Below are 26,323 nucleotides of genomic sequence, written 5' to 3'. Positions count from 1 at the left end.
CTGCTGTGGCAGCGAAAACGCTAATTTAACGGAACGAATGTTCCTCGGCAGGGTAGAGTCCCTGCTCAACTTCCTGCACATAAAGACGCGCGGCGGCGGGGATATCGGCGCTCTGTGCCAAAAAGTTTTTGGCAAATTTTGGGGTGTTCTCGCCGGTAATGCCGAACGCATCGTGCATCACCAGAATTTGACCATCGGTGACGTTGCCCGCACCGATGCCGATAACCGGGATCGACAATGCCTCGGTGACACGCTGTGCCAGCGGCACGGGCACGCATTCCAGTACCAGTAACTGAGCACCCGCCGCCTCCAGCACTAACGCGTCATCCAGTAATTGCGCCGCCGCAGCCTCATCGCGTCCCTGCACCTTGTAGCCGCCGAAAATATTCACCGACTGCGGCGTCAAGCCCAGATGGCCGCATACCGGTACCGCGCGCTCGGTCAGCATCTTCACCGTGGGAGCCAGCCATTGGCCGCCTTCCAGTTTCACCATGTTAGCACCGGCGCGCATCACTTCCGCCGCGTTAGTAAACGTTTGCTCTGGCGTGGTGTAAGCCATAAACGGCAGGTCGGCAAGCAGCAGACAGAGCGGTGCACCGCGCCGTACACAGCGGGTATGATAGGCAATGTCACTGACGGTGACTGGCAGCGTGGAATCGTGGCCTTGTAACGTCATGCCCAGCGAATCACCCACCAGCATCACGCGAATGCCATTTTCGTAGAATAAGCGGGCAAAACTGGCGTCATAGGCGGTAATGGTCGCGAATTTACGCTTCTCCTGCTTACATTTGCGAAGGTAGGTCAGGGTTGTCGGTTTCATAGGCAGCCTCCCAGAATCAAAAAGTCAGGAGAGCATCTTAAAGGAAGCCTGGCTTAAGGCATAGCCGTTGAAGGGGGAAATGTAACGTCGGTGATGTTAGCCTTGCTGATCCCACAGCGTCATGCCGTTGCGCGGCACGACGGACAGGCGTAATGCCAGCGCTTCACCGTCAGGAAAGTGCAAGTCCGGGGCGATATCGGCCAGCGGATACAGCATGAATTCCCGGTTTTTCATGTCGTAGTGAGGCACGGTTAGCCGCGCGGTGTGGAGGGTTTCATTGCCATACAGCAGAATATCCAGATCCAGCGTGCGCGGCCCCCAGCGGTGTGCTTTACGCTCGCGCCCATGTTGCTGCTCAATGGCTTGGGTGTGATCGAGCAGAATTTCCGGCGCGAGCGTGGTGTCCAATGCCACCACCGCATTGAGATAGTCGGGCTGATCTTGCGGGCCCAATGGGCGGCTGCGATAAAACGGTGAACAGCGCAGTACGCGGGTGTGCGGCACGGCATCCAACGCCGCCAGCGCAGAGTTAACCTGTTGCAGCGGGTGCGCCAGGTTGCTACCCAGCGCCAGATAAACGCGTGTCACGAGGTTCTTTCTCTGCGCGGCGCGCTTGGCTTACGGCGGCGGGAGTGGCGATGCGCCGTAGGCCCGTCATCCAGCGTGCTGAGCATGGCTTGCTGGCGTGGCACCGTGGCGACTTGAAATTCTCCCCACCATTGAGAGAGACGTTGCAACTCTGGCTGACGCTCTATTTCGGCGCGCAGGCTCAACAAATCGTAGGCAGCCCGGAATTTCGGGTGTTCCATCAGCTTGTAAGCGCGTTTGCCCTGACGCCGTGACAGGCGCAGTTGCAACTGCCAGATATCACGCACTAACGAGGTGATGCGTTTGGGAATGGCAAGGGAGCGGCACTGTTCGTCCAGAATATCGTTCATGGCAAGGGCGAAGGAGTCGAAGTAGGTTAATCCACTCTCCTGTGCCAGTTTTTGCGCATGCTCGATCAACGGATACCACAGCATGGCAGCAAACAGAAACGCCGGGTTAACGCGCATATCATTTTGCAGCCGCTGGTCGGTGTTCTTTAACACCAGCGCCACCATGTTTTCCAGATGGCTATCGCCGTTAGGCGTAAAGTAGCGGCTGATCAACGGGAACAGCGGCTGAAACAGTTGATATTCGCACAGCAGGCGGTAAGTCGGGTAACCGTAGCCCGCTTGCAACAGCTTCAGCGATTCCTCAAACATACGTGCAGCGGGGATATCGTGCAGCAGTGCCGCCAGACGCGGAATCGGCTCAGCCGTCTCCGGGCTGATGGTCATGTTCAGCTTGGCGGCGAAACGCACAGCACGCAGCATGCGTACCGGATCTTCCCGATAACGGGTTTCCGGATCGCCAATCAACCGAATCACACCCTGATGCAGATCGTTTAACCCGCCGGTGTAATCACGTACGCTGAAATCGGCGACGCTGTAATAGAGGCTGTTAATGGAGAAATCGCGGCGTTGCGCATCTTCTTCAATGCTGCCGAAAATATTATCGCGCAACAGCATGCCACTCTGTGCCTGCTGAGACGTGGTTTTTAGCTGCTGCTCCTGATGTTGCTCGTGATGGCCGCGAAAGGTCGCGACTTCGATCACTTCAGGGCCAAACATCACGTGAGCGAGGCGGAAGCGGCGGCCAACCAGGCGGCAATTGCGAAATAGTTTACGCACCTGCTCCGGCGTTGCATTGGTAGTGATATCGAAATCTTTCGGCTTTTTCCCCAGCAGCAGATCTCTGACGCCGCCGCCAACCAGATAGGCTTCATAGCCCGACTTGTTCAGGCGATAGAGTACCTTCAGCGCATTTTCGCTGATATCACTGCGCGAAAGGGTATGCTGGTCGCGCGGAATCACGGTCATGGCCTGACGCACGGGCTCCGCGGTGGCCACGTCATTGTCGCGGCTGAGTACCTTACGACAGAAATTAGCGACTCGGGTAAAGATGGTACACCTCGATAGTGATGAAAAAATAACGGCACAACAAAAAATAGCGGCTAATCATAGCTCACCGCGCCACCTTTGAGAATGCCGATGTTGCCTTAGCCACATCGGATGCCCCGATTAACGGAATATATCCGTCATACTTCAAGCCGCAGGTGCGTTGGCTACACGCTTTCACCCGAATCACTTACTTGAGTAAGCTCATCGGGATTCACTCGCTTGCCGCCTTCCTGCAACTCGAATTATTTAGGATATAGACGCGAGTGACCAATGGCTAACGGCCCACTGCAAAAGCGCAGGCAACGCCATATCCTGCCAGTGCTCCGGCACCGGTTGGTTAAGAAAACGCAGCGCGCTCAACAGCACCGGACGCGGATCGCCATCCGGTAGCGCTGGCGCGTGGTTCTGCTTGGAAAGCTTATTGCCCTGCGCGTTGAGCGCCAGCGGTAAGTGGATGTAATCCGGCACCGGATAGTGTAGCTGATGATAGAGCGCAATCTGTCGGACGGTGGGGGCTATCAGATCGGCACCGCGCACAATTTCTGTTACTCCTTGATCGTGGTCATCCACCACAACGGCAAGATTATAGGCGAATAATCCATCGCGGCGATGAATGATGAAATCTTCCTGCGCCAACGCCGGGTCGGCATATAACTCTCCGCGCAGTCTGTCGTGAAAGTGCAGCACCGGGTTGTCTTGTCGCAAACGCAGCGCGGCGTCGGTTGGCCCCAGTTGGCGCGTACGGCAATGGCCGTCATACTGCCCACCCAGCAAATGAATGCGCTGGCGCGTGCAATCGCAGTAATAGCACAGATGGCGGGCTTTCAGCGCGTCCAGCACCTCCAGATAGCGGGTATGCCGTTGGGATTGATAAAGCACCGGGCCATCCCACAGCAACCCATAGTGTTCCAACTGTGAAAGAATGCGGCTTGCCGCGCCGGCGACTTCGCGCGGCGGATCGATGTCTTCGATGCGCACCAGCCAGCGGCCACGATGAGCACGTGCCTGCAAAAAGCTGCCTAATGCTGCGATCAGGGAACCAAAATGAAGATCGCCGGAAGGCGATGGGGCAAAGCGGCCGGTATAACGATGGGTATCAGGCATACGGGTGAACAAAGCCAGCACGTCACTCCCGCATTCGGTGCCGGGAGATGACGCTACGGCAAAAACGTAAAGCGGAACAGCTTTTCCGCCCTACTGTGGGATTTATCCCGCCATCTGTTTCTCGCGGATTTCCGCCAGCGTTTTGCAGTCAATGCATAAATCGGCGGTGGGTCGCGCTTCCAGGCGGCGGATACCAATTTCAACACCACAAGAATCACAGTAGCCGAAGTCCTCGTCTTCGATTTTCTGTAGTGTTTTAGAAATCTTTTTGATCAACTTGCGTTCCCGATCGCGGTTACGCAGTTCCAAACTGAACTCTTCTTCCTGTGCGGCGCGATCGACCGGATCCGGGAAGTTGGCTGCTTCATCGCGCATATGGGAAACGGTGCGATCCACTTCATCCCTGAGTTGATTGCGCCATGCTTCAAGAATACGCTTGAAATGAGCCAATTGGGCGTCGTTCATGTACTCTTCGCCCGGCTTTTCCTGGTACGGCTCCACTCCGGCAATTGCGAGAATGCTCAGAGAAGATGTCTTACGGTTTTGCTCTTCTTGCATGTTGCTTCTCCTACATAACACGACACGCACTATCGATCCCTAAGGGGGAGAAAAACAGGCCGCTATAAATAGCAGATGGAACTGGGGTTGGCAATAATTCCTGTCACAGGCCTGATAACGTGTCAGGAACCTCGTCGTCACATCCGATAATAAACAACAGGTAAAGCCTCCTGCCGCTTCTATCGCGTTACGGTTAACGGCAACGGGTACGTGAGCGTAATACCGTCAGGGCATAATGTGGTGGCATAGCAAAAAATTTCAACCCCCTTTTGCCGCGCTTCGCAAAATAATTCTGCATAGCGGGCATCGATGTGGTGCGCAGGCGCGACCTCGGCAATGCCAGAGTGCAGGACCGCGAAAAACAGCACCGCACGTTCGCCGTTTTCGACCACCTGCATCAATTCGCGCAGGTGCTTTTGTCCGCGCTGTGTCACGGCGTCGGGAAAAAATCCCTGGTGAGGCGACAAATGCAACGGCGTTTGTTGCAATAATGTAACTGACTTCACCTCAATATAGCAGTTAATCCGCCCAGGTGCCTGTAACAGCAGGTCAATGCGGCTGTTCTCCGTGCCGTACTTCACTTCGGGGGTGATTTGGCTGTAACCGGCCAACTCAGGAATGCGTTGTGCCAGCAGCGCTTCATGCACCAGATGATTGGCGCGCAGCGTATTGACACCAATCCAGTGACCCTGCGCCGTTTCCGTCAGTTCCCAACTGTGCGCGTATTTCCGCTTGGGATGATCCGAGGTGGAGTACCACACCGTATCGCCCGGCGTGGCGCACCCGGTCATCGCGCCGGTGTTGGCGCAGTGCAGCGTAAAGGTTTCTCCTTCGGGCGTAACCACATCAGCAAGGAAACGTTTGTAACGCTTAATCAACCGTGCCGGTTTGAGCGGCGGTGTAAAGTTCATCGGGCTATCCTGCGTTGTGCTGAGCTAACGACCATTCTGCTAACTGTTGATAGCAGGTTTTTCCCTGCTCCCAGCGAGATTCATACAGGGCAAAGCGCTCGGCAGACAACGTCCAGTCAAAATGGGCGGGGGGAAGCGCCACGGGGCGCGTGGCACCGCGCAACAATGTGATGTGCGGGTGAAAGGGTTGCGGGCTTTGGTAGCAACCGCTGCGTGCCGCTTGCGATCGTAGCAGTGCGGCCAATTGCAGCAGGCCGCGCGGTGCCTGACGGCAGCCCAGCCATACCACGCCGGGACGCGGCCACTGGCCTGCATCATTAAGATGCAACTGAAACGCAGGCTGGCGGATCCTGTCGGCCAGCAGCCGAAGGGCGCGCTCTTTTTGCTCACTCACCTCACCCAAAAAGGCCAGCGTCAAATGCATATTGGCGGCAGCGACCGGGCGTCCCGCCTCTGGGGTAAAGTGCTGCGCACGCCACTGAACCAGCGTTTGCGCCAGCGAATCAGGCAAGGACAAGGCAAAAAACAGGCGACGTGTGGTTAGCATGGCTCTCTCTCTACGCAGATAACCGAGGATGCTACAATGCCCGCTCTAAGGCGACAACCACCGCTTTCGCGCAATACCCTATTTTGTGCGAACATGCATTGCGTCAGGAACGCGCCGTTTTGTCCGAGATCCAAGTGGCTCTCACGATGCTATAGAGGAGAATGCTGTGAGTTTACCGCCGGTCAGCGCCGTGCTGAATGAGGTGATTGACGCGTTAGGCCATGCGCCCCAGGTGCTGCTGCACGCCCCCACCGGAGCGGGAAAATCCACCTGGCTGCCGTTAAAATTACTGGAAATGGGCGGGTTCTCTGGCCGGATCATTCTGCTCGAGCCGCGTCGGTTGGCGGCTAAAAACGTGGCGTGGCGCCTAGCGGAACAGTTAGGTGAAACTCCGGGCGGCACCGTCGGGTACCGTATGCGCGCTGAAACGCGCGTCGGCCCCCAGACGCGCATCGAAGTGGTCACCGAAGGGGTGCTGACACGCATGCTGCAACGGGATGCCGAACTGACGGGCGTGTCGCTGGTGATTCTGGATGAATTTCACGAGCGCAGTTTGCAGGCAGATTTGGCATTGGCGTTGCTGCTCGATGTACAGCAAGGGCTGCGTGAGGATCTGGCGCTGCTCATCATGTCCGCCACGCTGGATAACGCGCGTCTGGCCGCGCTGTTACCGATGGCGGAGACGGTGGTGTCACAGGGGCGGGCTTTCCCAGTGGATCGCAATTATCAGCCGTTGGGCAGCCAGGAGCGGTTGGAAGAGGGCATTGCCCGGCAGATTCGCCGTTTGCTGATGGAACAGTCCGGATCCGCGTTGGTGTTTTTGCCCGGCGTGGCCGAGATCAAACGGGTTGAAGCCATGCTGCAAGAGACGCTTGCCAGCGATGTGGACATCTGCCCACTGTATGGCGCACTGACGCTGGCCGATCAACAGAAAGCGATTCACCCTGCCGCGTCGGGGCGGCGTAAAGTGGTGTTGTCCACCAATATTGCAGAAACCAGCCTGACGATTGAAGGTATCCGGCTGGTGGTCGATAGTGGACTGGAGCGCGTGGCCCGTTTTGATGTGAAAAGCGGGCTGACGCGCCTGGTGACGCAGCGCATCAGTCAGGCGTCGATGACGCAACGGGCAGGGCGTGCCGGACGACTGGAAGCGGGCCTGTGCGTGCACCTGTGCGCGAAAGAGCAGGCGGAGCGTGCCGCCGCACAGAGCAGCCCGGAGATTCTGAACAGCGACTTGAGCAGCGTCTGGCTTGAACTGCTGCAATGGGGCTGCACCTCCGTTGAGTCGCTCACCTGGCTCGATACCCCGCCGTTGCCCGCGTTTGATGCCGCGCGTCGTTTGCTGACGCAGTTGCAGGTCACCGACAACGCGGGGAAACTCACGACCCGCGGACGCCATATTGCCCGACTGGGCATTGAGCCACGTTTGGCAGCGATGCTGCACAGCACCGCGCAGCAGGATGCGCAAACGCAGGCTACCGCCTGTCTGTTGGCGGCACTGCTGGAAGAGCCGCCGCGCACGGGGGCATTGGATATTGAGCGTTTGCTTGCGCGGCCGTCGCCCTCCTGGCGGCAGCGTGCCACGCAGTTGATGACGCGTCTGGCGGGAAAATCGGCAAGCTGGCGCGAGCCACAGCACTTCGCCACATTGCCTGCGCTGCTGGCGTTTGCCTATCCCGATCGCATTGCCCAACGGCGCAGTGCCGATGGGCGTTATCAACTGGCGAGCGGGCTGGGCGCACGCCTGCCATTGGATGAGCCGCTGGCGGCGCAGGAGTGGCTGATTGCGCCCGCGCTGATGTTGGCAGAAGGGACGCAGAGCGCTGATGCGCGCATTACGCTGGCGCTGCCCGTGGATATTGAGGCGCTTATCGCGCAGCGCCCCGACCTGGTGTCAGAACAGAACATCGTGCACTGGGATGAAGAAAAAGGTACCCTGCGCGCCAGTCGACGTGAGGGGATCGGTTGTCTGACGCTGCGCCAACAGCCGCTGAATAAACCCTCTGCGGAGGCCATGCAGCAGGCGCTGCTCAACTGGGTGCGCGAGCAGGGTCTGTCCGCACTCAACTGGCAAACCGACGCGGAACAACTGCGGATACGCGTGGCCTGCGCCCAGCGTTGGCTCGCCGAGGGCAACTGGCCCGCCATGGACGATGAGGCTTTGCTGGCAACGCTGGATACCTGGTTGCTGCCTTCGCTGAACGGCGTGCGCGATGTGCGGACTCTGCGAAACCTTGACCTTTACGACGCGCTGCTGCGCCTGCTGGATTGGCCAATGTGGCAGCGGCTGGAAAGTGCGCTGCCGCGCCATTATACCGCACCGGGCGGCAGCCATCTGCCGTTGCGCTATCATCACGATCGGCCGCCAGCGCTGGCGGTGCGCATGCAGGAGATGTTTGGCGAGCGGCAAAACCCCACGGTGGCAGAAGGGCGCGTTGCCGTGGTGCTGGAACTGCTCTCTCCGGCGCACCGGCCTTTGCAGATCACTCGCGATCTGGCCGCCTTCTGGCAAGGGGCGTATCGTGAGGTGCAAAAAGAGATGAAAGGGCGCTATCCCAAACACGTATGGCCGGACGATCCTGCCAATACCGCGCCGACGCGGCGCACGAAGAAATACCAAGCGCCCTGATACGTTATCGCAACGTATTTCGGACGGTTCTGCTTTTCTGAAACCGGGCGGAACAACAGAGTAAGCGACGACAGTCAGCGCCAACGTCTATAGTGGTGCTGTTATTGTCATTAACCTGACGGAGAAGTAACCGCAATGTCACAGGACGATCGTGAACCTATCGGACGCAAAGGAAGAGCGTCAGGACGAAAACCGCCGCGCCCTCAGGCGACCCGGCGTCGTAGTAGAAAGGATGACTATGAAGAAGAGGATGACGTCTATCAGGATGACATTGATGAAGACGATGACGAGTACGACGATGAGGACGAGATGAGCAAAAAACCGCGTAAAAAAAGACGCTGGCTTGGGTTGTTCATTAAGCTATCGCTGGTCTTCGCCGTGGTGCTGGCGCTGTATGGCGTCTATCTCGACAGCCAGATTCGCAGCCGAATCGAAGGCAAAGTGTGGCAACTGCCTGCGGCGGTGTATGGCCGGATGGTGAACCTCGAGCCGGGCATGTCCTACAGCCAGAAAGAGATGATAAACCTGCTGGAAGGGATGCAATACCGTCAGGTATCGCGCATCACCCGGCCGGGCGAATTCAGCGTGCGTGGCAACACCATTGATATACTTCGTCGCCCGTTTGATTTCCCCGATGGCAAGGAAGGGCAGATCAACGCCCGACTGATCTTTACCAACGATCGTTTGGCTCAGATCCAAAATCTGGAGAACCAACGCAATTTTGGTTTCTTCCGCCTCGATCCGCGTCTGATCACCATGATGCAATCCCCCAACGGGGAGCAGCGACTGTTTGTGCAGCGCTCCGGTTTCCCTGATTTACTGGTCGACACGCTGGTCGCGACCGAAGACCGCCATTTCTATCAGCATGACGGCATCAGCTTCCTTTCTATTGGCCGTGCTTTTCTGGCGAACATCACGGCAGGCCGTGCGGTGCAGGGCGGGAGTACCCTGACGCAGCAGTTGGTGAAAAACCTGTTTCTCACCAATGAACGATCCCTGTGGCGTAAGGCGAACGAAGCCTACATGGCGTTGATCATGGATTACCGCTACAGCAAGGATCGCATTCTTGAGCTGTACCTGAACGAAGTGTATCTCGGCCAGAGTGGCAACGATCAGATTCGCGGTTTCCCGCTTGCCAGCCTTTACTACTTCGGTCGTCCGGTCAATGAACTGAGTCTGGATCAGCAGGCGCTGTTGGTCGGCATGGTAAAAGGCGCTTCGCTGTATAACCCGTGGCGTAACCCGCAACTGACATTAGAGCGCCGTAATCTGGTGCTGCGTTTGCTGCAAAACCAGCAGATTATTGACGAAGACCTCTACAACATGCTGAGCGCTCGCCCGTTAGGGGTGCAGCCGAAAGGGGGGGTGATCACACCGCAGCCCGCCTTTATGCAACTGGTGCGCCAAGAGTTGCAGCAGCGCCTGGGGGATAAGGTAAAGGATCTTTCTGGCGTGAAGATTTTCACCACGCTGGATCCGGTGTCGCAGGATGCGGCTGAAAAAGCGGTGGAGGAGGGGATTCCGGCGTTGCGCGCGGCGCGTAACGTTAACGATCTGGAATCGGCCATGGTGGTTGTCGATCGTTTCAGCGGTGAAATTCGCGCCATGGTGGGCGGTGCTCAAACCCAATACGCCGGTTTTAACCGTGCGATGCAGGCGCGTCGTCCTGTGGGTTCACTGGCAAAACCCCCGACTTACCTGACCGCGTTGAGTCAGCCCGACACCTTCCGTCTCAACACCTGGTTAGCGGATGAGCCGCTCTCGCTCAAGCAACCGAACGGGCAGGTGTGGCAGCCGAACAACTACGATCGTCAGTTCCGTGGACGTGTGATGTTGGTGGATGCATTAGCCAACTCGCTTAACGTGCCGACGGTCAATCTGGGGATGAAGGTCGGTCTGGATCAGATCAGCATCACGCTCCAACGCCTCGGGATCCCGAAAGAAGTGATCCAACCGGTGCCCGCCATGCTGCTGGGGGCCATCAGCCTGACGCCGATGGAAGTGGCGCAGGAGTATCAAACCATCGCCAGCGGCGGTAATCGCGCGTCGTTGTCGGCGCTGCGTTCGGTGATTGCGGAAGACGGCAGCGTGCTGTATCAAAGCTTCCCGCAGGCCGAGCGTGCGGTGCCAGCCCAGGCGGCGTACCTGACGCTGTATGGCATGCAGCAAGTGGTTGAGCGCGGTACCTCACGCTCATTGGCGGTGAAGTTCCCCAATTACCATCTGGCGGCGAAAACCGGGACCACCAACGACCTGCGCGACAGTTGGTTTGCCGGTATTGATGGCAAAGAAGTGGCGATCGCCTGGGTGGGGCGTGATAACAACGGTCCGGCAAAACTGACCGGTGCCAACGGTGCGTTAACCCTTTATCGCCGCTATCTGGAAAACCAGACGCCGCTGGCGCTGATGCTGACGCCGCCGGAAGGCATCGCCACCATGACCGTTGACGGTGGTGGTCAGTTTATCTGTAATGGCAGCGCAGGCCGGGCATTGCCGGTGTGGACGGAGAATCCGCAGGCGCTGTGCCAGAGTTCCCAACAGCAACAACAGGCGCCTGCCCAGCAAAACGACAGCGGTGTCGCTGACTGGATCAAAGAGATGTTTGGTCAGTAACCACGTGGTTTAGGTTGATGAACAACGCCCCGACGCGACCTGCGCCGGGGCGTTGTGCTTTTTGGGTTTAAAACTCTTGCGAGAGGGATCCTGTCCGCCTATCATTCCCGCTCTTGATAATAATCATTATCGTTCTCTTTTGCGTCGGTAGCGCCACGGTGAAAAGCGCCGCTACCTGACGAACGGCGGACAGCAACAACGGGTTACGACGGTTATGCAAAATCCAGACACGTCTTTTCATGAATCGGTGCGGGCTGATAATGGGCCGGATACCACCTTTCGTCTCGACGATGTCAGCTTCTCTGTGCCTGGTCGCACCCTGCTGCATCCGCTTTCTCTGACATTTCCCATCGGTAAAGTGTGCGGGTTGATTGGTCACAACGGCTCAGGCAAATCAACGTTGTTGAAGATGCTGGGGCGTCATCAAACGCCGAGTACCGGGGTGATATCGGTCAAGGACACGCCGTTGCCCGGCTGGGACAGCAAATCCTTTGCCCGACAGGTTGCTTATCTGCCCCAACAGCTCCCGGCTGCGGAAGGCATGACGGTGCGTGAGCTAGTGGCGCTAGGGCGTTATCCGTGGCACGGCGCGCTCGGGCGCTTTGGCAGTACCGATCGCGAAAAGGTGGAAAATGCTATCGCCGTCGTGGGGCTGAAGCCGTTCGCTCACCGTCTGGTGGACAGCCTGTCCGGCGGTGAACGTCAACGCGCCTGGCTGGCAATGACGGTGGCGCAGGACAGCCGTTGTCTGCTGCTGGATGAGCCGACATCGGCGTTAGACATTGCGCATCAGGTTGAGGTACTGGCCCTGATTCAACGTATGAGCCGTGAGCAGGGGCTGACGGTGATCGCCGTGCTGCACGATATCAATATGGCGGCGCGCTACTGCGATTATCTGGTAGCGCTGCGCGGTGGGGAAATGATTGCACAGGGGACGCCTGATGCCATCATGACGCCGCAGGTGCTTGAGGCGGTGTACGGCATTCCGATGGGGATCCTGCCGCATCCTGGCGGCGGTGCGCCAGTCAGCTTTGTGTGCTAAACATGGCTTCGTTATCCCATCACATTAATCACGATCGCCGTCGCGTGCTGACGGCGCTGTTGCTTTCCCCTCTGTGCTTCTCTGCCTGGGCAAAAACCGAGACACCGCCAGATCTGCGTCGTATCGTGGCGCTAGAGTGGTTGCCTGCTGAGCTGCTGCTGGCGCTGGGCATTACGCCGCTGGGTGTGGCTGAAATCCCGAATTATCGGCTGTGGGTTGCGGAGCCGCAACTGCCCGAGTCGGTGATTGATGTCGGCTTCCGTACTGAACCTAATATGGAACTGTTGGCGCAGTTGCGGCCTTCGTTGATGGTCTACTCTGCGGGCTACGGCCCGTCGGTAGAGAAAATGTCGCGTATTGCCCCGACCATGGGGTTCACCTTTAACAACGACGCCGGGCGGCCGTTGACTATGGCAAAAGCGTCGCTGCGCCAACTGGCGCAGCGGTTAGCCATCCCTGATGCCGCAGAGCAGCATCTGCACACCTTCTCAACGTTTATGCAGCAGGCCAAGGTGCAGTTGCAGTCCTACACCCGTCGTCCGCTGCTGCTGTTCTCTTTTATCGACAGCACGCACGTCTTGATTATCGCGAAGAACAGCCTGTTTCAGGAAGTGATGGATGAACTTGGCATTGAAAATGCCTGGCGTGAAGAAACCAGTTTCTGGGGCAGCGTGGTGGTGGGCGTTGAGCGTCTGGCAGACATTCAGGATGCCAACGCCATCTGTTTTGGTCACGGCGACGAGGCCATGATGGCGCAGGTAGAACGCAGCCCGTTATGGCAGGCGCTGCCGTTTGTGCGCCAACAGCGCTGGCAGCGGGTGCCCGCGGTGTGGTTGTATGGCAGCACGCTGTCTGCAATGCGTTTTTGTCAGGTATTGCAGGATGCGCAGGAGGCTCGCCATGATGCCAGCGTCTAAGCGCTCTGGCGCGGTGCTGACGGTTGCCAGCCTGCTGGCGTTGCTGCTGTTGATGATGGCTGTCAATCTGCGCCAGGCATTGCCAACGGCGACGTGGTGGCAGGCCGTGACAAACCCTGAACCGGAGGATTTGCGCCAACTGCTGTTCCATTACAGCCTGTTGCCGCGTGTGGCACTCTCGCTGCTGGTCGGTGCGGGGCTGGGGTTAGCGGGGCTGCTGTTTCAGCAGGTGCTGCGCAACCCGCTCGCGGAACCGGCTACGCTGGGCATTGCCACCGGCGCTCAACTCGGGGTGACGGTTGCAACCTTATGGATGCTGCCGGGCGGCGAAGCGGCGCAGCAGTGGATGGCGATGGCGGGGGCGCTCGGTATCGGCGTACTGGTGTTTGGCCTTTCATGGGGCAAGCAGATGTCACCGATTACGTTGCTGCTCGCTGGGCTGGTGCTGAGTTTTTACTGTGCTGCCGTCAATCAACTGCTGGTGTTGTTTAACCATGAGCAGCTACAAAACCTGTTTTTGTGGAGCAGCGGCATGCTGAACCAGCAGGATTGGAGCCGCGTGGCGTTTCTGCTTCCCCGGTTGCTGGTGTGCTTTGCGCTAGCGTTGCTGCTGTTGCGCCCGCTGACCCTGCTGGGGCTGGATGATGGCGTGGCACGTAATCTGGGATTGGGATTGGTGCTGGCGCGCTTAACCACGCTCGGCGTCGCGATTTTCCTCAGCGCACAACTGGTGAACGTGGCGGGGATTATCGGCTTTGTTGGCCTGTTTGCCCCGTTGCTGGCCCGCATGCTGGGCGCTCGCCGCGTGTGGCAACGGCTCTGGCTGGCGCCATTGTTAGGGGCGTTGTTGCTGGGATTGACCGATCAAACCGTGCTGTGGCTGACCCGCGTCTGGCGTGAAGTACCGACTGGCGCGGTGACGGCGCTGATTGGTGCTCCACTGCTGCTATGGCTGCTGCCGCGCTTACGCACCACGCACCAGCCTGCGCTGGTGCCATCTGGAGAGATTAACGCCGCCGCACCCCGTTGGGGACGCTGGCTGCTGGCAGGGATAGTGTTGTTGCTGGGCGCTTTGGCAATAGCGCTGATGCTGGGTAAAGGCGCACAAGGCTGGCAATGGAGCCACGGTGAGGAGCTGGCACAGCTGTTGCCCTGGCGCTGGCCGCGCGCGGTGGCGGCACTGACGGCGGGCATGATGCTGGCGATGGCAGGCACACTGATTCAGAAACTGACGGCTAACCCGATGGGCAGCCCGGAAGTGTTGGGCATCAGTGCGGGTGCCGCGACCGGGGTCATTCTATTGCTGTTCCTGATACCGGGAGACACCAGCGCATGGCAGTTGCCAGCGGGCAGCGCGGGCGCGGCGTTGACATTGCTGGTGATGATCACCATCGCCAGTCGCGGTGGGTTTTCTACGCAGCGCATGCTATTGGCCGGGATTGCTCTGAGTACCGCATTTTCCACCGTGCTTACGCTGCTGTTAGCGAGCGGCGATCCGCGCATGAGCGGTGTCATCACCTGGATTTCCGGTTCAACCTACGGCGTTGAATCTGAACAGGCGATCAACACCGCGGGTGTGGCACTGGTGTTAGCCCTTATGGTGCCATTGTGCCAGCGTTGGTTGCGCATTTTGCCGTTGGGCAGCGTGACGGCTCAGGCGTTGGGCGTTGCTGTCACGCCAGTGCGCTTGCTGATTTTGCTGTTGGCATCGGTGTTGACCGCGATGGCAACCCTGACGGTGGGACCACTCAGCTTTGTCGGGTTGATGGCGCCGCATCTGGCGCGCATGATGGGATTTTCCCGCGTGATCCCTCAGCTTTGCTGCTCGGCATTGATTGGCGGCATATTGATGCTGTTGGCCGATTGGGCGGGCCGCATGATCCTGTTTCCTAATCAGGTGCCCGCTGGCCTGCTGGCGACCTTTATCGGCGCGCCTTACTTTATTTATCTGCTGCGTAAACACACCCATTAACCCCCTGTTGGCAGGAAAAACCGTGCCAACAGGTAAATCCTATTTACATATCAAATGCAAATCCTTCTCACTGTGATTCCCATTATCTAATATTATGTAGGCTCAATATGTAGATTGGTGCTTCAGGGGCACGACCATTGTCGGGCGTTAAACCGATGATAGCCAGGTAACACGGTGTCGTGTCAGCATGATGTACGCTTAAGGGATCGTTATGAAAGGAAAAGGGTTTGGCTGTGCGAAGTCGGTTCAGGCAATGGAATCGGTAAGCGGTTTTTCTGTTTTGGCGCTGTGTGTGGGCGCTGCACTGTGGCCCGCTCTGGCGGGGGCGGCACAGACCAGCACTGCGGTGGGTGACAACACCCATCAGAGCGCTGCACAATCTGCCTCATCACCGGGTAAAAAAAGTGGCGACACGCTGGTGGTCACCGCCACCGGGGGGGCTGCGGGGCAGGATGTGCCCGGCGACTACAGCACCAAATTGACCTCGGCGGGGACGCGCTTGCTGTTAAGTCCGCGTGATATTCCGCAATCCATCACCATCGTGAATAAACAGCGCATGCAGGATCAGAACCTGCAAACGGTGGGCGACGTGTTGGATAACGTGGTTGGTGTCACCGGCAACTATACCGACAGTGAACGCATTGGCTACTATGCGCGCGGTTTCTACATCAACAATTTCGTCATTGACGATATCCCCACTTCGGTATCCGAAGCCTGGAATTTTGGTGACGCGCTGGGAGATACCGCGATCTATGACCGCATCGAAGTGGTGCGCGGTGCCAACGGCCTGCTAACCGGAACCGGTAATCCCTCCGCAACGGTGAATATGGTGCGCAAACACGCCACCAGCAAGGAAGTGACCGGCAATGTTTCCGCCAGTTACGGCTCGTGGAATAACCAACGCTATGTGACCGATCTTTCCGCGCCCTTGACCGAATCCGGCAACGTGCGCGGGCGTATTATTGCCGGCTATCAGGATCAGGATAGCTGGCTCGATCGTTACCATAAGCGCAAAAAATTTATTTCCGGCATTGTCGATGCGGATCTGGCCAATAATTCCACGCTGTCATTCGGCTACGATTATCAGGAAAGCAAAACCCCCGGTTCAACCTGGGGCGGCTTGCCGACCTGGTTCAGTAACGGCAACCGTACCCACTTCGATCGCAGCTTCAATCCCGCCCCAAACTGGGCCTATTACAACATCGAGACCAACAAGGTTTTCGCCCAGTTCAGCCATATGTTTGATAACGGCTGGGACTGGCATATCAACAGTACCCATGCGGAAACCAAGTTTGATGACAAGCTGATGTACGCTTCACCTTATGATTATTATGATGCTAATGGCGTGAAAGATCCTGCCAAATCAGGCACCTTCCCCGATCAAACCACCGGCGAGGGCTTGGCGGGCGGTGCTGGCTGGTTTACTGGCACACGCAAACTGGACGCGTTGGAAACTTACGTGCGCGGTCCGTTCGAACTGCTGGGGCGCCAGCATGAGCTGGTTACCGGGGTAGGTTTCAGTCGCCAGCGCAACTACTACTACGCCTCGAACGATGCGGTGACGGTTGCGGATATGGGCAATTACTACAACTGGAACGGCAGTGCGCCGGAACCGAACTGGCAGGCGCAGATCAAAAGTTCGGATGATACCGTGCATCAACGGTCGGTCTACAGTGCGGCCCGTTTTTCGCTGGCCGACCCGCTGGCGCTGGTGGCTGGTGCGCGCTATACCGAATGGAGCACGGGCGGCATGACCTCCAGCTTCAGCAAAGACAAGGTGTCGCCCTATGCCGGGTTGATTTACGACATCAATGACACCCTCTCTGCCTATGTCAGCTACACCTCTATCTTCCAGCCGCAAGATAACCGCAGTGTTAACGGCAACTACCTGGCACCGATTGAAGGCAAAAACTATGAAACCGGTCTGAAATCCGACTGGTTTGATGGTCGCCTGACGGCATCCATGGCGCTGTTCCGCATCGAGCAGGATAATCTGGCGCAGACCGATGGCAGTAACAAGGTCACTGGGTCGAGCGATCAGGCTTACTACGGTGCGCAAGGCGTAACCAGTAAAGGCGTGGAGCTGGAACTGAACGGTGCCCTGACGGATAACTGGCAGATGACGTTCGGTGCCGCACGTTACGTTGCCAAAGACGCGGCGGATAACCGGGTAAACAGCCAGCTACCGCAAACCTCGTTGAAATGGTTTACGCGCTACCAGTTGCCGATGCTGCCGGAACTGACGCTGGGTGGCGGGGTAAACTGGCAGAACGGCACCTTTGTGGATACCTCGGGGCCGAATGGGGCAACGCGTGTGCATCAGGGAAGCTATCCGTTGGTTAACCTGTTTGGTCGCTACCAGATCAACAAACAGCTGGCGGTGCAGGCCAACGTCAACAATCTGTTGGATAAGAACTATTACAGCGCCCTCAGTGACAACTATGCCTATGGCGCGCCGCGCAGCGTGTCGATGAGTGTGAATTACAACTTCTGATGCGCAGACGCCCCGATCGTGCAATCGGGGCGTTTCTCTTGGCTGCGATTACAACTGGGCAAAGCAGCGGCGTGCTGCCGCGATAGTGTTCTCAATATCCTGCTGGCTGTGTGCCAGTGACATAAAGCCCGCTTCAAACGCTGACGGCGCCAGATAAACGCCTTCGGCCAGCATCAGGTGGAAGAAACGCTTAAAGCGCTCCACATCACACTGCGTCACATCCTGATAGCAGGTTACGCTCGGTGCGTCGGTGAAAAACAGACCGAACATGCCGCCCACGTGATTCACCACCAGAGGAATATTCTGCGCTTTAGCCGCGGCCTCCAGCCCCTGTGCCAACTGTGTGGTCAAGGCGGTAAGGGTGTCGTGCACACCGGGCTTAGCCACTTCGCTCAGGCAGGCAAAGCCCGCTGCCATGGCAATTGGGTTACCGGACAGCGTCCCCGCCTGATACACCGGGCCGGTCGGTGCCAGCGCCTGCATCACATCACGCCGTCCGCCAAACGCGCCCACCGGCATGCCACCGCCAATGATTTTACCCAGGCAGGTCAGGTCGGGCACCACGCCGTAATGCGCTTGCGCGCCGCCCAATGCCACGCGAAAGCCTGTCATCACTTCATCAATGATCAGCAGCGCGCCAAATTCATCGCACAATGCGCGCAATCCCGGCAGAAACGCTGGCAGCGGCGGAATACAGTTCATGTTGCCCGCTACCGGCTCAACGATAATCGCTGCAATGTCATCTGGGTATTGCTCAAAAGCCTGACGGACTGAATCCACATCGTTGTAGATGCAGGTCAGTGTGTGGCGTGCGAAATCAGCGGGTACGCCGGGGGAGTTGGGCTGGCCCAGCGTCAATGCGCCTGAGCCCGCCTTGACCAGCAGGCAGTCCGCGTGGCCGTGGTAGCAGCCTTCAAATTTGATGATTTTGTCACGGCTGGTGAAGCCGCGCGCCAGACGGATGGCGCTCATGGTGGCTTCAGTGCCCGAATTCACCATGCGCACCATGTCCATTGACGGTACCAGTGAGGTCACCAACCGTGCCATGTGCACTTCCATTTCGGTTGGCGCACCAAAGCTCAATCCGCGCTCTGCGGCGGCGATCACCGCCTGACGAATGGCCGGGTGGTTATGCCCCAACACCATCGGTCCCCAGGAGCCGACATAATCGATATAGGCGTTACCGTCTGCATCGTAGAGACGCGATCCTTCCGCCCGCTCGATAAACAACGGCACGCCGCCGACGCCGTTGAACGCGCGTACCGGCGAGTTGACGCCGCCTGGAATAAGCTGCTGTGCCGCAGCGTAGAGACTTTCTGATTTATTCATGGAAAGGGTCCTGAAAAGAGAGCGGAGTTTTGCCTATTGTAAACAACGCTGTCGCGTTATCAAATTCGATGCTGAAGTGAACAAAATGTGTCACATCTTGAACCTTGTTTCCCGCTGTTGGATAATGAGCGTATGATTGGGATAAGGCAAACGGCGTGCGCCGCCCAATAAAAGACAAGCTGGGAGTACGACAATGAGCGATGAAGTAATGGCTGTGCCGCTGCAATTCACTGATGCGGCGGCAAAAAAGGTGAAAGTCCTGATTGCTGATGAAGAGAATCCGGAGCTGAAGCTCCGCGTCTACATCACCGGGGGCGGCTGTAGCGGCTTCCAATACGGTTTCACTTTTGACGATAAGATTAACGACGGCGACATGACCATTGAAAAACAGGGCGTGGCGCTGGTGGTAGACCCGATGAGTCTGCAATATCTGGTCGGTGGCGCGGTGGATTACACCGAAGGCCTGGAAGGTTCGCGCTTCGTGGTCACTAACCCGAATGCGAAAAGCACCTGCGGCTGCGGCTCTTCTTTCAGCATCTGATTATCCAGCCACCTAATGGCGAGAAAAAACCGCGCTGCTTGCAACGCGGTTTTTTGTTTTAACGGGCCGAATAAACCAACCATCACCATTCAATGGTGATCAGCCGCTGTTCCTGATGGGTTACCGTACGAGCCCCTGCGCTGAGAGACGTTTGCGTAATCTTCGGCATCAACGCTTTTGCGGCCGGGCACTCGACGCGGGCTGATGTTGCGGTTTCCTTGACTTCACAGGCAGGAACCACGCTCAACCCCACATTGATTTGCCCGCTGGTGCTTGCTGCACACGCAGTATTGCAGGCCAGCATCAGCAGGCCCGCAGTAAGCAGACTTATTTTTATCACTTTTTCTACCTGGTGTTAAAAAGAGCCGTTACCGGCTCAGTGCACAATAGTGCGTTATCAAATCGTTATGTTTTGGTTTGTTTCTTGTCTAAACATGGTTGCATTTTGACCATTACCGACATGATAACCGGTTTTTTTCTGGATGAAAAGCATGCAGTAATGCCTGCATGAGCGCAGGCATTACCCTGTGATTTACTGGGCGGGGAGGGCGGAGAGTTGCTGGCAAATGTACTGGGCTGCCAGCAGCAGGCGCGGGCTGCTGCGATTAAACCAATCTTCCTCTACCGTAATGATCGGCACGGACAACTGCGGCGACCAAAAATCACGGGTGGCGGCCGCATCGGCGGCAGTACCCGTAGTAATGATCACCTGTGGTTTGCGCCGCAACACCTGTTCACGACTGACCTGTGGCCAGGGCACTTTGCTGTCGTCAAAAACATTGACGCCGCCACACAGGGCCAGCACCTGGTTTTGCAACGACTGCTTGCCTGAGGTAAACAGCGGGTGTGTACCAAATTGCAAAAACACCTGATGTTTCGGCGCATCGGCGTAGCGCGCTTTCAAATCGGCCAACTGCTGGCGCAGGGCCTGTGCATTTTGCCGCGCTACGTCAGGGTGCGCGCTGTATTGCCCAAGCTGTTCCAGCATGGTCGGTATCGCATCCAGCGAGGTGGGATCCAGATAGACCACTGGGATGCCAAAGGCAGAGAGCTGTTCAAGCGGTCGCTGCGGGTTTCCTTCACGCCAGGCCAGAATTAAGTCCGGTTTCAGCGCCAGCACCCGTTCCAGATTGATACCTTGCCAGGACGCAACCTGTTCTCGCTGCTCTGCTTCGGGCGGGTAGTTTGACCAGGCACTTACACCAATCACCTGATCGCCCATGCCAGCGGCGAAGGCCAACTCCGTAGCGTGCGGGGCCAGGCTGATAATGCGCTGAGCGACAGCGTCTGCGCTGACCCGCCCGCTAATGAGCAGGCACAGTATTGCCAGAAGAGCGAACCCGCGAACGCGCATCAGGCTTTTCCGGCAAGCTCTTGCAGCATGGCACTCACCATGCGCGACGATTGCTGGGCCGCCACGGCCAGAAACTCATCAAAACTCAGGTGCGACGCTTTGTCAGCCACATCGGAGATAGCGCGTACTACCACGAAAGGCACGCCGAACTGATGGCAAACGTGAGCAATTGCGGTGGCTTCCATTTCGACCGCGACGGCCTGCGGGAAGGTGCGACGGATGCGGGCCAGCGGCTCGGCACCGTTGATAAACGCATCACCACTGACGATAAGCCCCTGCACGGCATTCAGTTGCAGAGACACAATGGCGCGCTCGGCCAGCGCAATCAGGGACGCATCGGCGGGAAACGCCGCTGGACAACCTGCCATCTGACCTGCTTCATAACCGAAAGCGGTGACATCGGCATCGTGATAGCGCGCTTCACCGGATACCACGATATCGCCGACGTTCAGGGTCGGTGCCAGACCACCCGCAGAGCCGGTGTTGATGATGAGGTCCGGTTGAGCGTGTTCCAGCAGTAGCGTGGTGCCCATTGCCGCAGAAACCTTGCCAATACCCGATTTTAACAGCGCCACGTCGACGCCGTTCAGCGATCCGCTGTAGATTTCGCACCCGGCGCGCGTGAAGGTTTTGAGGTTTTCGATGCGATCGCGCAGAAGCGTCACTTCTTGTTCCATGGCCCCGATAATGCCGACTTTCATAAGATTCCCCACAAAATTTCGAATAGTATTTCGAATAGTTAGCCGTAGTGTGTGTTGTGTAGTCTATCATGGCTAACGGGGGGAAATGGAACCCAGGCGTGATTTTGGCGGCGGTAAAGGAGGAAGGGGATGTCCGATATCGATTTTTCAAAGAAGTTCAGCGTTCAGCGGCCGCTGAGCAAACCGATTACGGCTGAGAGTGAATATGACATCGTGCGCCTGTTCGAAAGCGACAGGGGGCGTATCATCAACTCTGCCGCGATCCGCCGTTTACAACAGAAGACGCAGGTGTTTCCTCTGGAGCGTAACGCCGCGGTGCGTTCGCGACTGACACACTCTATGGAAGTGCAGCAGGTCGGTCGTTACATCGCCAAAGATATTCTGGTGCGGATAAAAGGCGAAAATCGACTGGATGCCCTCGGCCTGTCTCTCTGGCAAACCCCCTTTGAAAGCATGGTGGAAATGGCCTGCCTGATGCATGACATCGGTAACCCACCCTTTGGCCATTTTGGTGAATCCGCCATCAATAACTGGTTTAGAAAACGGTTGGATGCCGCTTATATTCAGGATGAGGCATTGCCGCGTGATGATGCCTGCCAGGCTGAAGCCCTGCGCCTGAAAGGCGATGCCCATGATGCATTGCGGCGTCAGGTGCGGCAGGACCTCAGCCATTTTGAAGGCAATGCGCAGGCGATTCGGTTGGTGCATACGTTGCTTAAACTGAATCTTACCTACAGCCAGGTGGGCTGTATTCTCAAATATACCCGGCCAGCGTATTGGGTCGGCGAGGTGCCTGACAACTACCGCTATCTGATGAAAAAGCCGGGCTACTATCTTTCCGAACAGGATTTTGTTGCCGATTTGCGCCAGGCGTTGTCGCTGGACGAATACCACCGCTTCCCGCTCACCTACATCATGGAAGCCGCTGACGACATCTCCTACTGCGTCGCCGATCTGGAGGATGCGGTAGAAAAAGAGATCCTCAGCACCGAACAGCTTTATCTGTACCTGCGCCAGACCTGGGGTACCGTCGATCCTTCGGATCTGTTTGCCAAAACCGTAGAGCAGGCTTACGAAAGCCGAAAACGGCACCGTTGGCGCAGCACCGACGATCAATTTTTTATGCAGTTGCGCGTCAATACCGTGGCAAGGCTGGTGCCTTACGCGGCACACCGTTTTCTCAAAAATCTGCCTGCAATTTACGCTGGCGCTTTTGATGAAGCGTTGCTGGAGGACAAGGGTGCGCAGGCCAAGCTGTTGCGGGTATTCAAAGAGGTGGCGCGCAAGTATGTGTTTAATAACGCAGAAGTCGAAAAGCTGGAGCTGCAAGGCTATCGCGTTATCGGGGGGCTATTGGATATCTACCATCCGCTGCTGGAAATGTCTTATGACGCCTTCAGCCTGATGGTGAATGACGATACGCATCCGCACTATCCCATCGAAACCCGGCTGTACCACAAACTGTCCAGCAAACATTGCCTGGCCTATCGTGAAGCCACGCTCCGGCTCTCCTCCCTGTCTCGCGACGAACAGGAGATATGGGAATACTATTATCGGGCACGATTGATTCAAGATTATATCAGCGGAATGACAGATCTTTACGCTTACGACGAATACCGGCGGCTGATGGCGGCGGAATAACAATTTATGTAAAGCGGCTCCATACTTGCTTACGTTTGGGCCAGCGCGCGGCGATGAACTTTGTGCTTTCTTGTTTATCTGATATAGCGCGAACGCCAATTGAGCCTGTTTACGAACCCGCCAGCGCGACATCGAGAGGGTGGGATGGTAAACAGGTTCGGCGACGTGGGATTCACCTGTTGATACGACGAGATAAGAGATCATGAAAAGAAAATCATTGGTTCTGAGTGCATTGGCGCTGAGCCTGGCAATGAGCATGGGGCAGGTCTTTGCGGCGACTGAGGCGGTAGTATCGACATCCAGCCAGATGCCAAGTCTGGCTCCGATGCTCGAGAAAGTGATGCCTTCCGTCGTCAGCATCTCCATTGAAGGGCATACCGACGTCAAGCGCAGCAATATTCCGCAGCAGATGCAGCCTTTCTTCGGTGAGAATTCGCCATTCTGTCAGGAGGGTTCCCCCTTCCAAAATTCCCCGATTTGTCAGGGGGCCGAAGATGAAGGGGAAGAAGGCGCGCCTGCAAAGCGTGAGAACTTCCAGGCATTGGGTTCAGGCGTGGTGATCAACGCGGAGAAAGGCTATGTGGTAACCAATAACCACGTGGTCGACAACGCCGACAAGATTCAGGTGCGGCTCTATGACGGGCGTAAGTACGATGCCAAAGTGATTGGCAAAGACCCGCGTACCGATGTCGCGTTGATTCAACTGATTGATTTTAAAAATCTTACCGCCATCAAGATCGCTGATTCCGATCAGTTGCGCGTGGGTGACTACACTGTGGCAATCGGTAACCCCTATGGTTTGGGTCAAACGGCCACGTCCGGTATTGTTTCAGCGCTGGGGCGCAGCGGGCTCAATATCGAAAACTATGAAAACTTTATCCAGACCGATGCGGCGATCAACCGAGGCAACTCCGGCGGCGCGCTGGTTAACCTCAACGGTGAACTAATCGGCCTGAACACCGCGATTCTGGCACCGGATGGCGGAAACATCGGTATCGGTTTTGCCATTCCGAGTAACATGGTGAAAAACCTCACGGCGCAATTGGTTGAGTTTGGCGACGTGAAACGCGGCGAACTGGGCATTACCGGCACCGAGCTGAATTCCGATCTGGCGCAAGCGATGAAAGTGGATGCGCAGCGCGGGGCATTTGTCAGCCAGGTCAGGCCGAAATCCGCTGCGGACGAAGCAGGCATCAAAGCCGGTGACGTTATTTTGACGCTGAACGACAAGCCGATAAGTAGCTTTGCGGCACTGCGTGCCCAGGTTGGGTCCTTGCCGGTTGGTAGCAAGGTCAAACTGGGGCTGCTGCGTGAAGGTAAACCGTTAACGGTAGAAGTCACTTTGCAGCAGACCAGTCAGACACAGGTCGCATCCGGCAATCTCTACACCGGCATCAGCGGCGCATCGCTCAGCAACACCGAAATCGACGGTCAGAAAGGCGTCAAGGTGGACGAGGTGAAAGCCGGTTCGGCGGCGGCGAAAATCGGCTTGAAGAAGGATGACGTGATCCTCGGGGTCAATCAGCAGTCGGTGCAGAACCTCGGTGAACTGCGTAAAATTCTGGACAGCAAACCTCCGGTGTTGGCGCTGAATGTGTTGCGCGGTAATACCACGCTTTATCTGTTGGCACAATAAACGCTAGCGGTTTCAGACTGAAAGGAGCGTATTCTTGACGCTCCTTTTTTATTTCCGCTTTTGCCCTGCGCCGCCTCGCTCTTATTTTGTGATATTTCCCGCAATTCTAATGAATTGGGCTGATGTTTGTGAAATTGCACAATGTCCAGCTTTCAGGGCAACGCTATGATAGTGCAATTGTCACTTTCTCTTTCCAGGGGCGGGAATGGCGTCATATCATCTCAACGCAAAGCTGGCGCAGGACATCGTTGCGCGCACCATGCAAATTATTGATAGTAATATCAACGTGATGGATGCACGTGGACGAATCATAGGCAGTGGCGATCGGGAACGTGTCGGGGAATTGCATGAAGGTGCGCTGCTGGCCTTGTCACAGGGGCGTGTGGTCGATATCGACGATGCGGTTGCCCGCCATCTGCACGGCGTGCGGCCCGGTATCAACTTGCCGCTGCGCATTGACGGTGAAATCGTCGGCGTCATCGGCCTGACCGGTAATCCCGCCCATTTGCGCCAGTTTGGTGAACTGGTGTGCATGACCGCAGAGATGATGCTGGAACAGGCCCGACTGTTGCACATGCTGGCGCAGGATAGCCGTTTGCGTGAAGAGCTGGTGCTCAACCTGATTCGTACCGACGAGCTGTCGCCTGCGCTGATGGAGTGGGCACAACGTTTGGGGATCGATCTCAATACGCCGCGCGTGGTGGCGGTTGTCGAAGTCGATAGCGGCCAATTGGGCGTAGACAGTGCCATGGCAGAATTGCAGCAGTTGCAAACGCTGTTGACCACGCCCGAACGCAACAACCTGATCGCTATCGTGTCTCTGACCGAAATGGTAGTGCTGAAACCCGCGCTGAACAGCCATGGCCGCTGGGATGCCGAAGAGCATCGGCGTCGAGTGGATAACCTGTTTTCTCGCATGACCGAAAGCGGCCGCCTGCGGGTACGGATGGCGTTGGGCAACTATTTTACCGGACCTGGCAGCATTGCGCGTTCTTATCGTACTGCGCGCACCACCATGAGCGTTGGGAAACAGCGTATGCCTAGCCAGCGTTGCTACTATTATCAGGATCTCATGCTGCCGGTGCTGCTCGATAGCCTGCGCGGTGGCTGGCAGGCCAATGAACTGGTTCGTCCGCTGGCAAAACTGAAAGCGATGGACGGCAATGGCTTGCTGCGACGCACGCTTAACGCCTGGTTTCGCAATAATGTTCAACCGGGGGCCACGGCTAAAGCGCTGTTTATCCATCGTAATACGCTCGAATATCGCCTGAACCGTATCTCCGAGCTGACCGGACTGGATTTGGGCAACTTCGATGACCGCTTGCTGCTCTATGTGGCATTGCAGCTGGATGAAGAAGAATAAGTTGCTATCTGATTGATCCAAGGGGCCTATGGCCCCTTTTTGCTGCCTGCGAGCCGGCAATCTGCTTAGATTTAAAAAAATGAATAAGGTCAAAGAATATAACGCGAGAGCATAAATTATCGCGAAACAATATTTTTGCCCCCACCCCCTATCCTCTATTGTCACT

General features: G+C 57.0%; 21 protein-coding genes. 10 read left to right on the top strand and 11 right to left on the bottom strand.

Translation table 11 applies throughout. From position 1 onward, the window contains the following. Positions 1-25 precede the first annotated feature (25 nt). The 7 genes from panB to thpR form a co-directional block, all read right to left on the bottom strand. Positions 26-820, bottom strand: coding sequence for a 3-methyl-2-oxobutanoate hydroxymethyltransferase (panB, locus tag J5067_RS22710; RefSeq protein WP_264652077.1), 795 nt, complete (start codon positions 818-820; stop codon positions 26-28). Positions 821-916: 96 nt separating this feature from the next. Further along, entirely contained in the window at positions 917-1,408 is a 492-nt protein-coding gene (gene folK / locus J5067_RS22705; RefSeq protein WP_264652076.1) for a 2-amino-4-hydroxy-6-hydroxymethyldihydropteridine diphosphokinase, read from the bottom strand. After that, a complete protein-coding gene (gene pcnB, locus J5067_RS22700) occupies positions 1,405-2,808 on the bottom strand; it encodes a polynucleotide adenylyltransferase PcnB (RefSeq protein WP_264646048.1) in 1,404 nt (467 codons plus the stop codon). Before pcnB ends, folK begins: the two co-directional genes overlap by 4 nt. 243 nt (positions 2,809-3,051) lie before the next feature. Further along, entirely contained in the window at positions 3,052-3,909 is an 858-nt protein-coding gene (gene gluQRS, locus J5067_RS22695; protein ID WP_264652091.1) for a tRNA glutamyl-Q(34) synthetase GluQRS, read from the bottom strand. 102 nt (positions 3,910-4,011) lie between these two features. Beyond that, positions 4,012-4,467, bottom strand: a complete 456-nt coding sequence (gene dksA, locus J5067_RS22690) for an RNA polymerase-binding protein DksA (RefSeq protein WP_196905643.1) — start codon at positions 4,465-4,467, stop codon at positions 4,012-4,014. A gap of 179 nt (positions 4,468-4,646) precedes the next feature. Then, positions 4,647-5,378 carry a DNA/RNA nuclease SfsA gene (gene sfsA, locus J5067_RS22685; protein WP_264652075.1) on the bottom strand — a complete coding sequence of 244 codons (732 nt, stop codon included), beginning with the start codon at positions 5,376-5,378 and terminating at the stop codon, positions 4,647-4,649. A 4-nt stretch (positions 5,379-5,382) separates the two neighbouring features. Continuing rightward, positions 5,383-5,925 (bottom strand): RNA 2',3'-cyclic phosphodiesterase, encoded by a 543-nt coding sequence (thpR, locus tag J5067_RS22680; RefSeq protein ID WP_264646003.1) that lies wholly within the window; start codon positions 5,923-5,925, stop codon positions 5,383-5,385. A 166-nt stretch (positions 5,926-6,091) separates the two neighbouring features. Between thpR and hrpB the strand changes: the two genes are divergently transcribed. From hrpB to fhuE, 6 genes are all read left to right on the top strand, one after another. Further along, positions 6,092-8,554: an ATP-dependent helicase HrpB gene (hrpB, locus tag J5067_RS22675; RefSeq protein ID WP_264652074.1), complete on the top strand. Its 2,463-nt coding sequence runs from the start codon at positions 6,092-6,094 to the stop codon at positions 8,552-8,554. 135 nt (positions 8,555-8,689) lie between these two features. Beyond that, complete coding sequence (gene mrcB, locus J5067_RS22670; RefSeq protein WP_264652073.1) at positions 8,690-11,167, top strand: bifunctional glycosyl transferase/transpeptidase; 2,478 nt, start codon at positions 8,690-8,692, stop codon at positions 11,165-11,167. Between the two features lie 214 nt (positions 11,168-11,381). Next, a complete protein-coding gene (fhuC, locus tag J5067_RS22665; RefSeq protein WP_264652072.1) occupies positions 11,382-12,209 on the top strand; it encodes a Fe3+-hydroxamate ABC transporter ATP-binding protein FhuC in 828 nt (275 codons plus the stop codon). 2 nt (positions 12,210-12,211) lie between these two features. Continuing rightward, entirely contained in the window at positions 12,212-13,126 is a 915-nt protein-coding gene (gene fhuD, locus J5067_RS22660) for a Fe(3+)-hydroxamate ABC transporter substrate-binding protein FhuD (RefSeq protein WP_264652071.1), read from the top strand. Then, positions 13,113-15,098 carry a Fe(3+)-hydroxamate ABC transporter permease FhuB gene (fhuB, locus tag J5067_RS22655; RefSeq protein WP_264652090.1) on the top strand — a complete coding sequence of 662 codons (1,986 nt, stop codon included), beginning with the start codon at positions 13,113-13,115 and terminating at the stop codon, positions 15,096-15,098. Before fhuD ends, fhuB begins: the two co-directional genes overlap by 14 nt. Positions 15,099-15,309: 211 nt before the next feature. Continuing rightward, the gene (fhuE, locus tag J5067_RS22650; RefSeq protein WP_264652070.1) at positions 15,310-17,592 is read left to right on the top strand and encodes a ferric-rhodotorulic acid/ferric-coprogen receptor FhuE; all 2,283 of its coding nucleotides are present in this window, start codon (positions 15,310-15,312) and stop codon (positions 17,590-17,592) included. A gap of 48 nt (positions 17,593-17,640) precedes the next feature. Here the strand turns inward: fhuE and hemL are convergent, their stop codons facing one another. After that, positions 17,641-18,921 carry a glutamate-1-semialdehyde 2,1-aminomutase gene (gene hemL / locus J5067_RS22645; protein WP_264652069.1) on the bottom strand — a complete coding sequence of 427 codons (1,281 nt, stop codon included), beginning with the start codon at positions 18,919-18,921 and terminating at the stop codon, positions 17,641-17,643. A gap of 193 nt (positions 18,922-19,114) precedes the next feature. Here hemL and erpA point away from each other — a divergent pair, with 193 nt between their 5' ends. Continuing rightward, positions 19,115-19,462 carry an iron-sulfur cluster insertion protein ErpA gene (gene erpA / locus J5067_RS22640; protein WP_264646011.1) on the top strand — a complete coding sequence of 116 codons (348 nt, stop codon included), beginning with the start codon at positions 19,115-19,117 and terminating at the stop codon, positions 19,460-19,462. An 82-nt stretch (positions 19,463-19,544) separates the two neighbouring features. On the opposite strand, the gene J5067_RS22635 is transcribed toward erpA, so the two are convergent. The 3 genes from J5067_RS22635 to mtnN all read right to left on the bottom strand — a co-directional run bounded on the left by J5067_RS22635 (position 19,545) and on the right by mtnN (position 21,517). Then, positions 19,545-19,802, bottom strand: a complete 258-nt coding sequence (locus J5067_RS22635; RefSeq protein ID WP_264628881.1) for a hypothetical protein — start codon at positions 19,800-19,802, stop codon at positions 19,545-19,547. 192 nt (positions 19,803-19,994) lie between these two features. Beyond that, on the bottom strand, positions 19,995-20,816 hold the full coding sequence (gene btuF / locus J5067_RS22630; protein WP_264646013.1) for a vitamin B12 ABC transporter substrate-binding protein BtuF: 822 nt from the start codon (positions 20,814-20,816) through the stop codon (positions 19,995-19,997). Continuing rightward, positions 20,816-21,517: a 5'-methylthioadenosine/S-adenosylhomocysteine nucleosidase gene (mtnN, locus tag J5067_RS22625; RefSeq protein ID WP_264646014.1), complete on the bottom strand. Its 702-nt coding sequence runs from the start codon at positions 21,515-21,517 to the stop codon at positions 20,816-20,818. The genes btuF and mtnN overlap by 1 nt, the downstream gene beginning before the upstream one ends. A gap of 129 nt (positions 21,518-21,646) precedes the next feature. On the opposite strand from mtnN, the gene dgt reads away from it, so the two are divergent. The 3 genes from dgt to J5067_RS22610 all read left to right on the top strand — a co-directional run bounded on the left by dgt (position 21,647) and on the right by J5067_RS22610 (position 26,157). Further along, positions 21,647-23,158, top strand: a complete 1,512-nt coding sequence (dgt, locus tag J5067_RS22620) for a dGTPase (RefSeq protein ID WP_264652068.1) — start codon at positions 21,647-21,649, stop codon at positions 23,156-23,158. 202 nt (positions 23,159-23,360) lie between these two features. After that, positions 23,361-24,794: a serine endoprotease DegP gene (gene degP / locus J5067_RS22615; RefSeq protein ID WP_264646016.1), complete on the top strand. Its 1,434-nt coding sequence runs from the start codon at positions 23,361-23,363 to the stop codon at positions 24,792-24,794. A 205-nt stretch (positions 24,795-24,999) separates the two neighbouring features. Beyond that, positions 25,000-26,157 (top strand): CdaR family transcriptional regulator, encoded by a 1,158-nt coding sequence (locus J5067_RS22610; RefSeq protein ID WP_264646017.1) that lies wholly within the window; start codon positions 25,000-25,002, stop codon positions 26,155-26,157. The last annotated feature ends 166 nt before the right edge of the window (positions 26,158-26,323 follow it).

Source organism: Candidatus Symbiopectobacterium sp. NZEC151, from assembly GCF_025962655.1.
GTDB lineage: Bacteria > Pseudomonadota > Gammaproteobacteria > Enterobacterales > Enterobacteriaceae > Symbiopectobacterium.
The sequence above is the reverse complement of the archived record's forward strand: the minus strand, read 5'-3'. Positions and strand labels throughout refer to the sequence as shown.

Bases quoted from the DNA above. Each gene is read 5' to 3' on its own strand.
- panB (WP_264652077.1), bottom strand. From the start codon at position 820: ATGAAACCGACAACCCTGACCTACCTTCGCAAATGTAAGCAGGAGAAG.
- gluQRS (WP_264652091.1), bottom strand. From the start codon at position 3,909: ATGCCTGATACCCATCGTTATACCGGCCGCTTTGCCCCATCGCCTTCC.
- dksA (WP_196905643.1), bottom strand. From the start codon at position 4,467: ATGCAAGAAGAGCAAAACCGTAAGACATCTTCTCTGAGCATTCTCGCA.
- sfsA (WP_264652075.1), bottom strand. From the start codon at position 5,378: ATGAACTTTACACCGCCGCTCAAACCGGCACGGTTGATTAAGCGTTAC.
- thpR (WP_264646003.1), bottom strand. From the start codon at position 5,925: ATGCTAACCACACGTCGCCTGTTTTTTGCCTTGTCCTTGCCTGATTCG.
- mrcB (WP_264652073.1), top strand. From the start codon at position 8,690: ATGTCACAGGACGATCGTGAACCTATCGGACGCAAAGGAAGAGCGTCA.
- fhuC (WP_264652072.1), top strand. From the start codon at position 11,382: ATGCAAAATCCAGACACGTCTTTTCATGAATCGGTGCGGGCTGATAAT.
- fhuD (WP_264652071.1), top strand. From the start codon at position 12,212: ATGGCTTCGTTATCCCATCACATTAATCACGATCGCCGTCGCGTGCTG.
- fhuB (WP_264652090.1), top strand. From the start codon at position 13,113: ATGCCAGCGTCTAAGCGCTCTGGCGCGGTGCTGACGGTTGCCAGCCTG.
- fhuE (WP_264652070.1), top strand. From the start codon at position 15,310: ATGAAAGGAAAAGGGTTTGGCTGTGCGAAGTCGGTTCAGGCAATGGAA.
- hemL (WP_264652069.1), bottom strand. From the start codon at position 18,921: ATGAATAAATCAGAAAGTCTCTACGCTGCGGCACAGCAGCTTATTCCA.
- erpA (WP_264646011.1), top strand. From the start codon at position 19,115: ATGAGCGATGAAGTAATGGCTGTGCCGCTGCAATTCACTGATGCGGCG.
- btuF (WP_264646013.1), bottom strand. From the start codon at position 20,816: ATGCGCGTTCGCGGGTTCGCTCTTCTGGCAATACTGTGCCTGCTCATT.
- mtnN (WP_264646014.1), bottom strand. From the start codon at position 21,517: ATGAAAGTCGGCATTATCGGGGCCATGGAACAAGAAGTGACGCTTCTG.
- dgt (WP_264652068.1), top strand. From the start codon at position 21,647: ATGTCCGATATCGATTTTTCAAAGAAGTTCAGCGTTCAGCGGCCGCTG.
- degP (WP_264646016.1), top strand. From the start codon at position 23,361: ATGAAAAGAAAATCATTGGTTCTGAGTGCATTGGCGCTGAGCCTGGCA.
- J5067_RS22610 (WP_264646017.1), top strand. From the start codon at position 25,000: ATGGCGTCATATCATCTCAACGCAAAGCTGGCGCAGGACATCGTTGCG.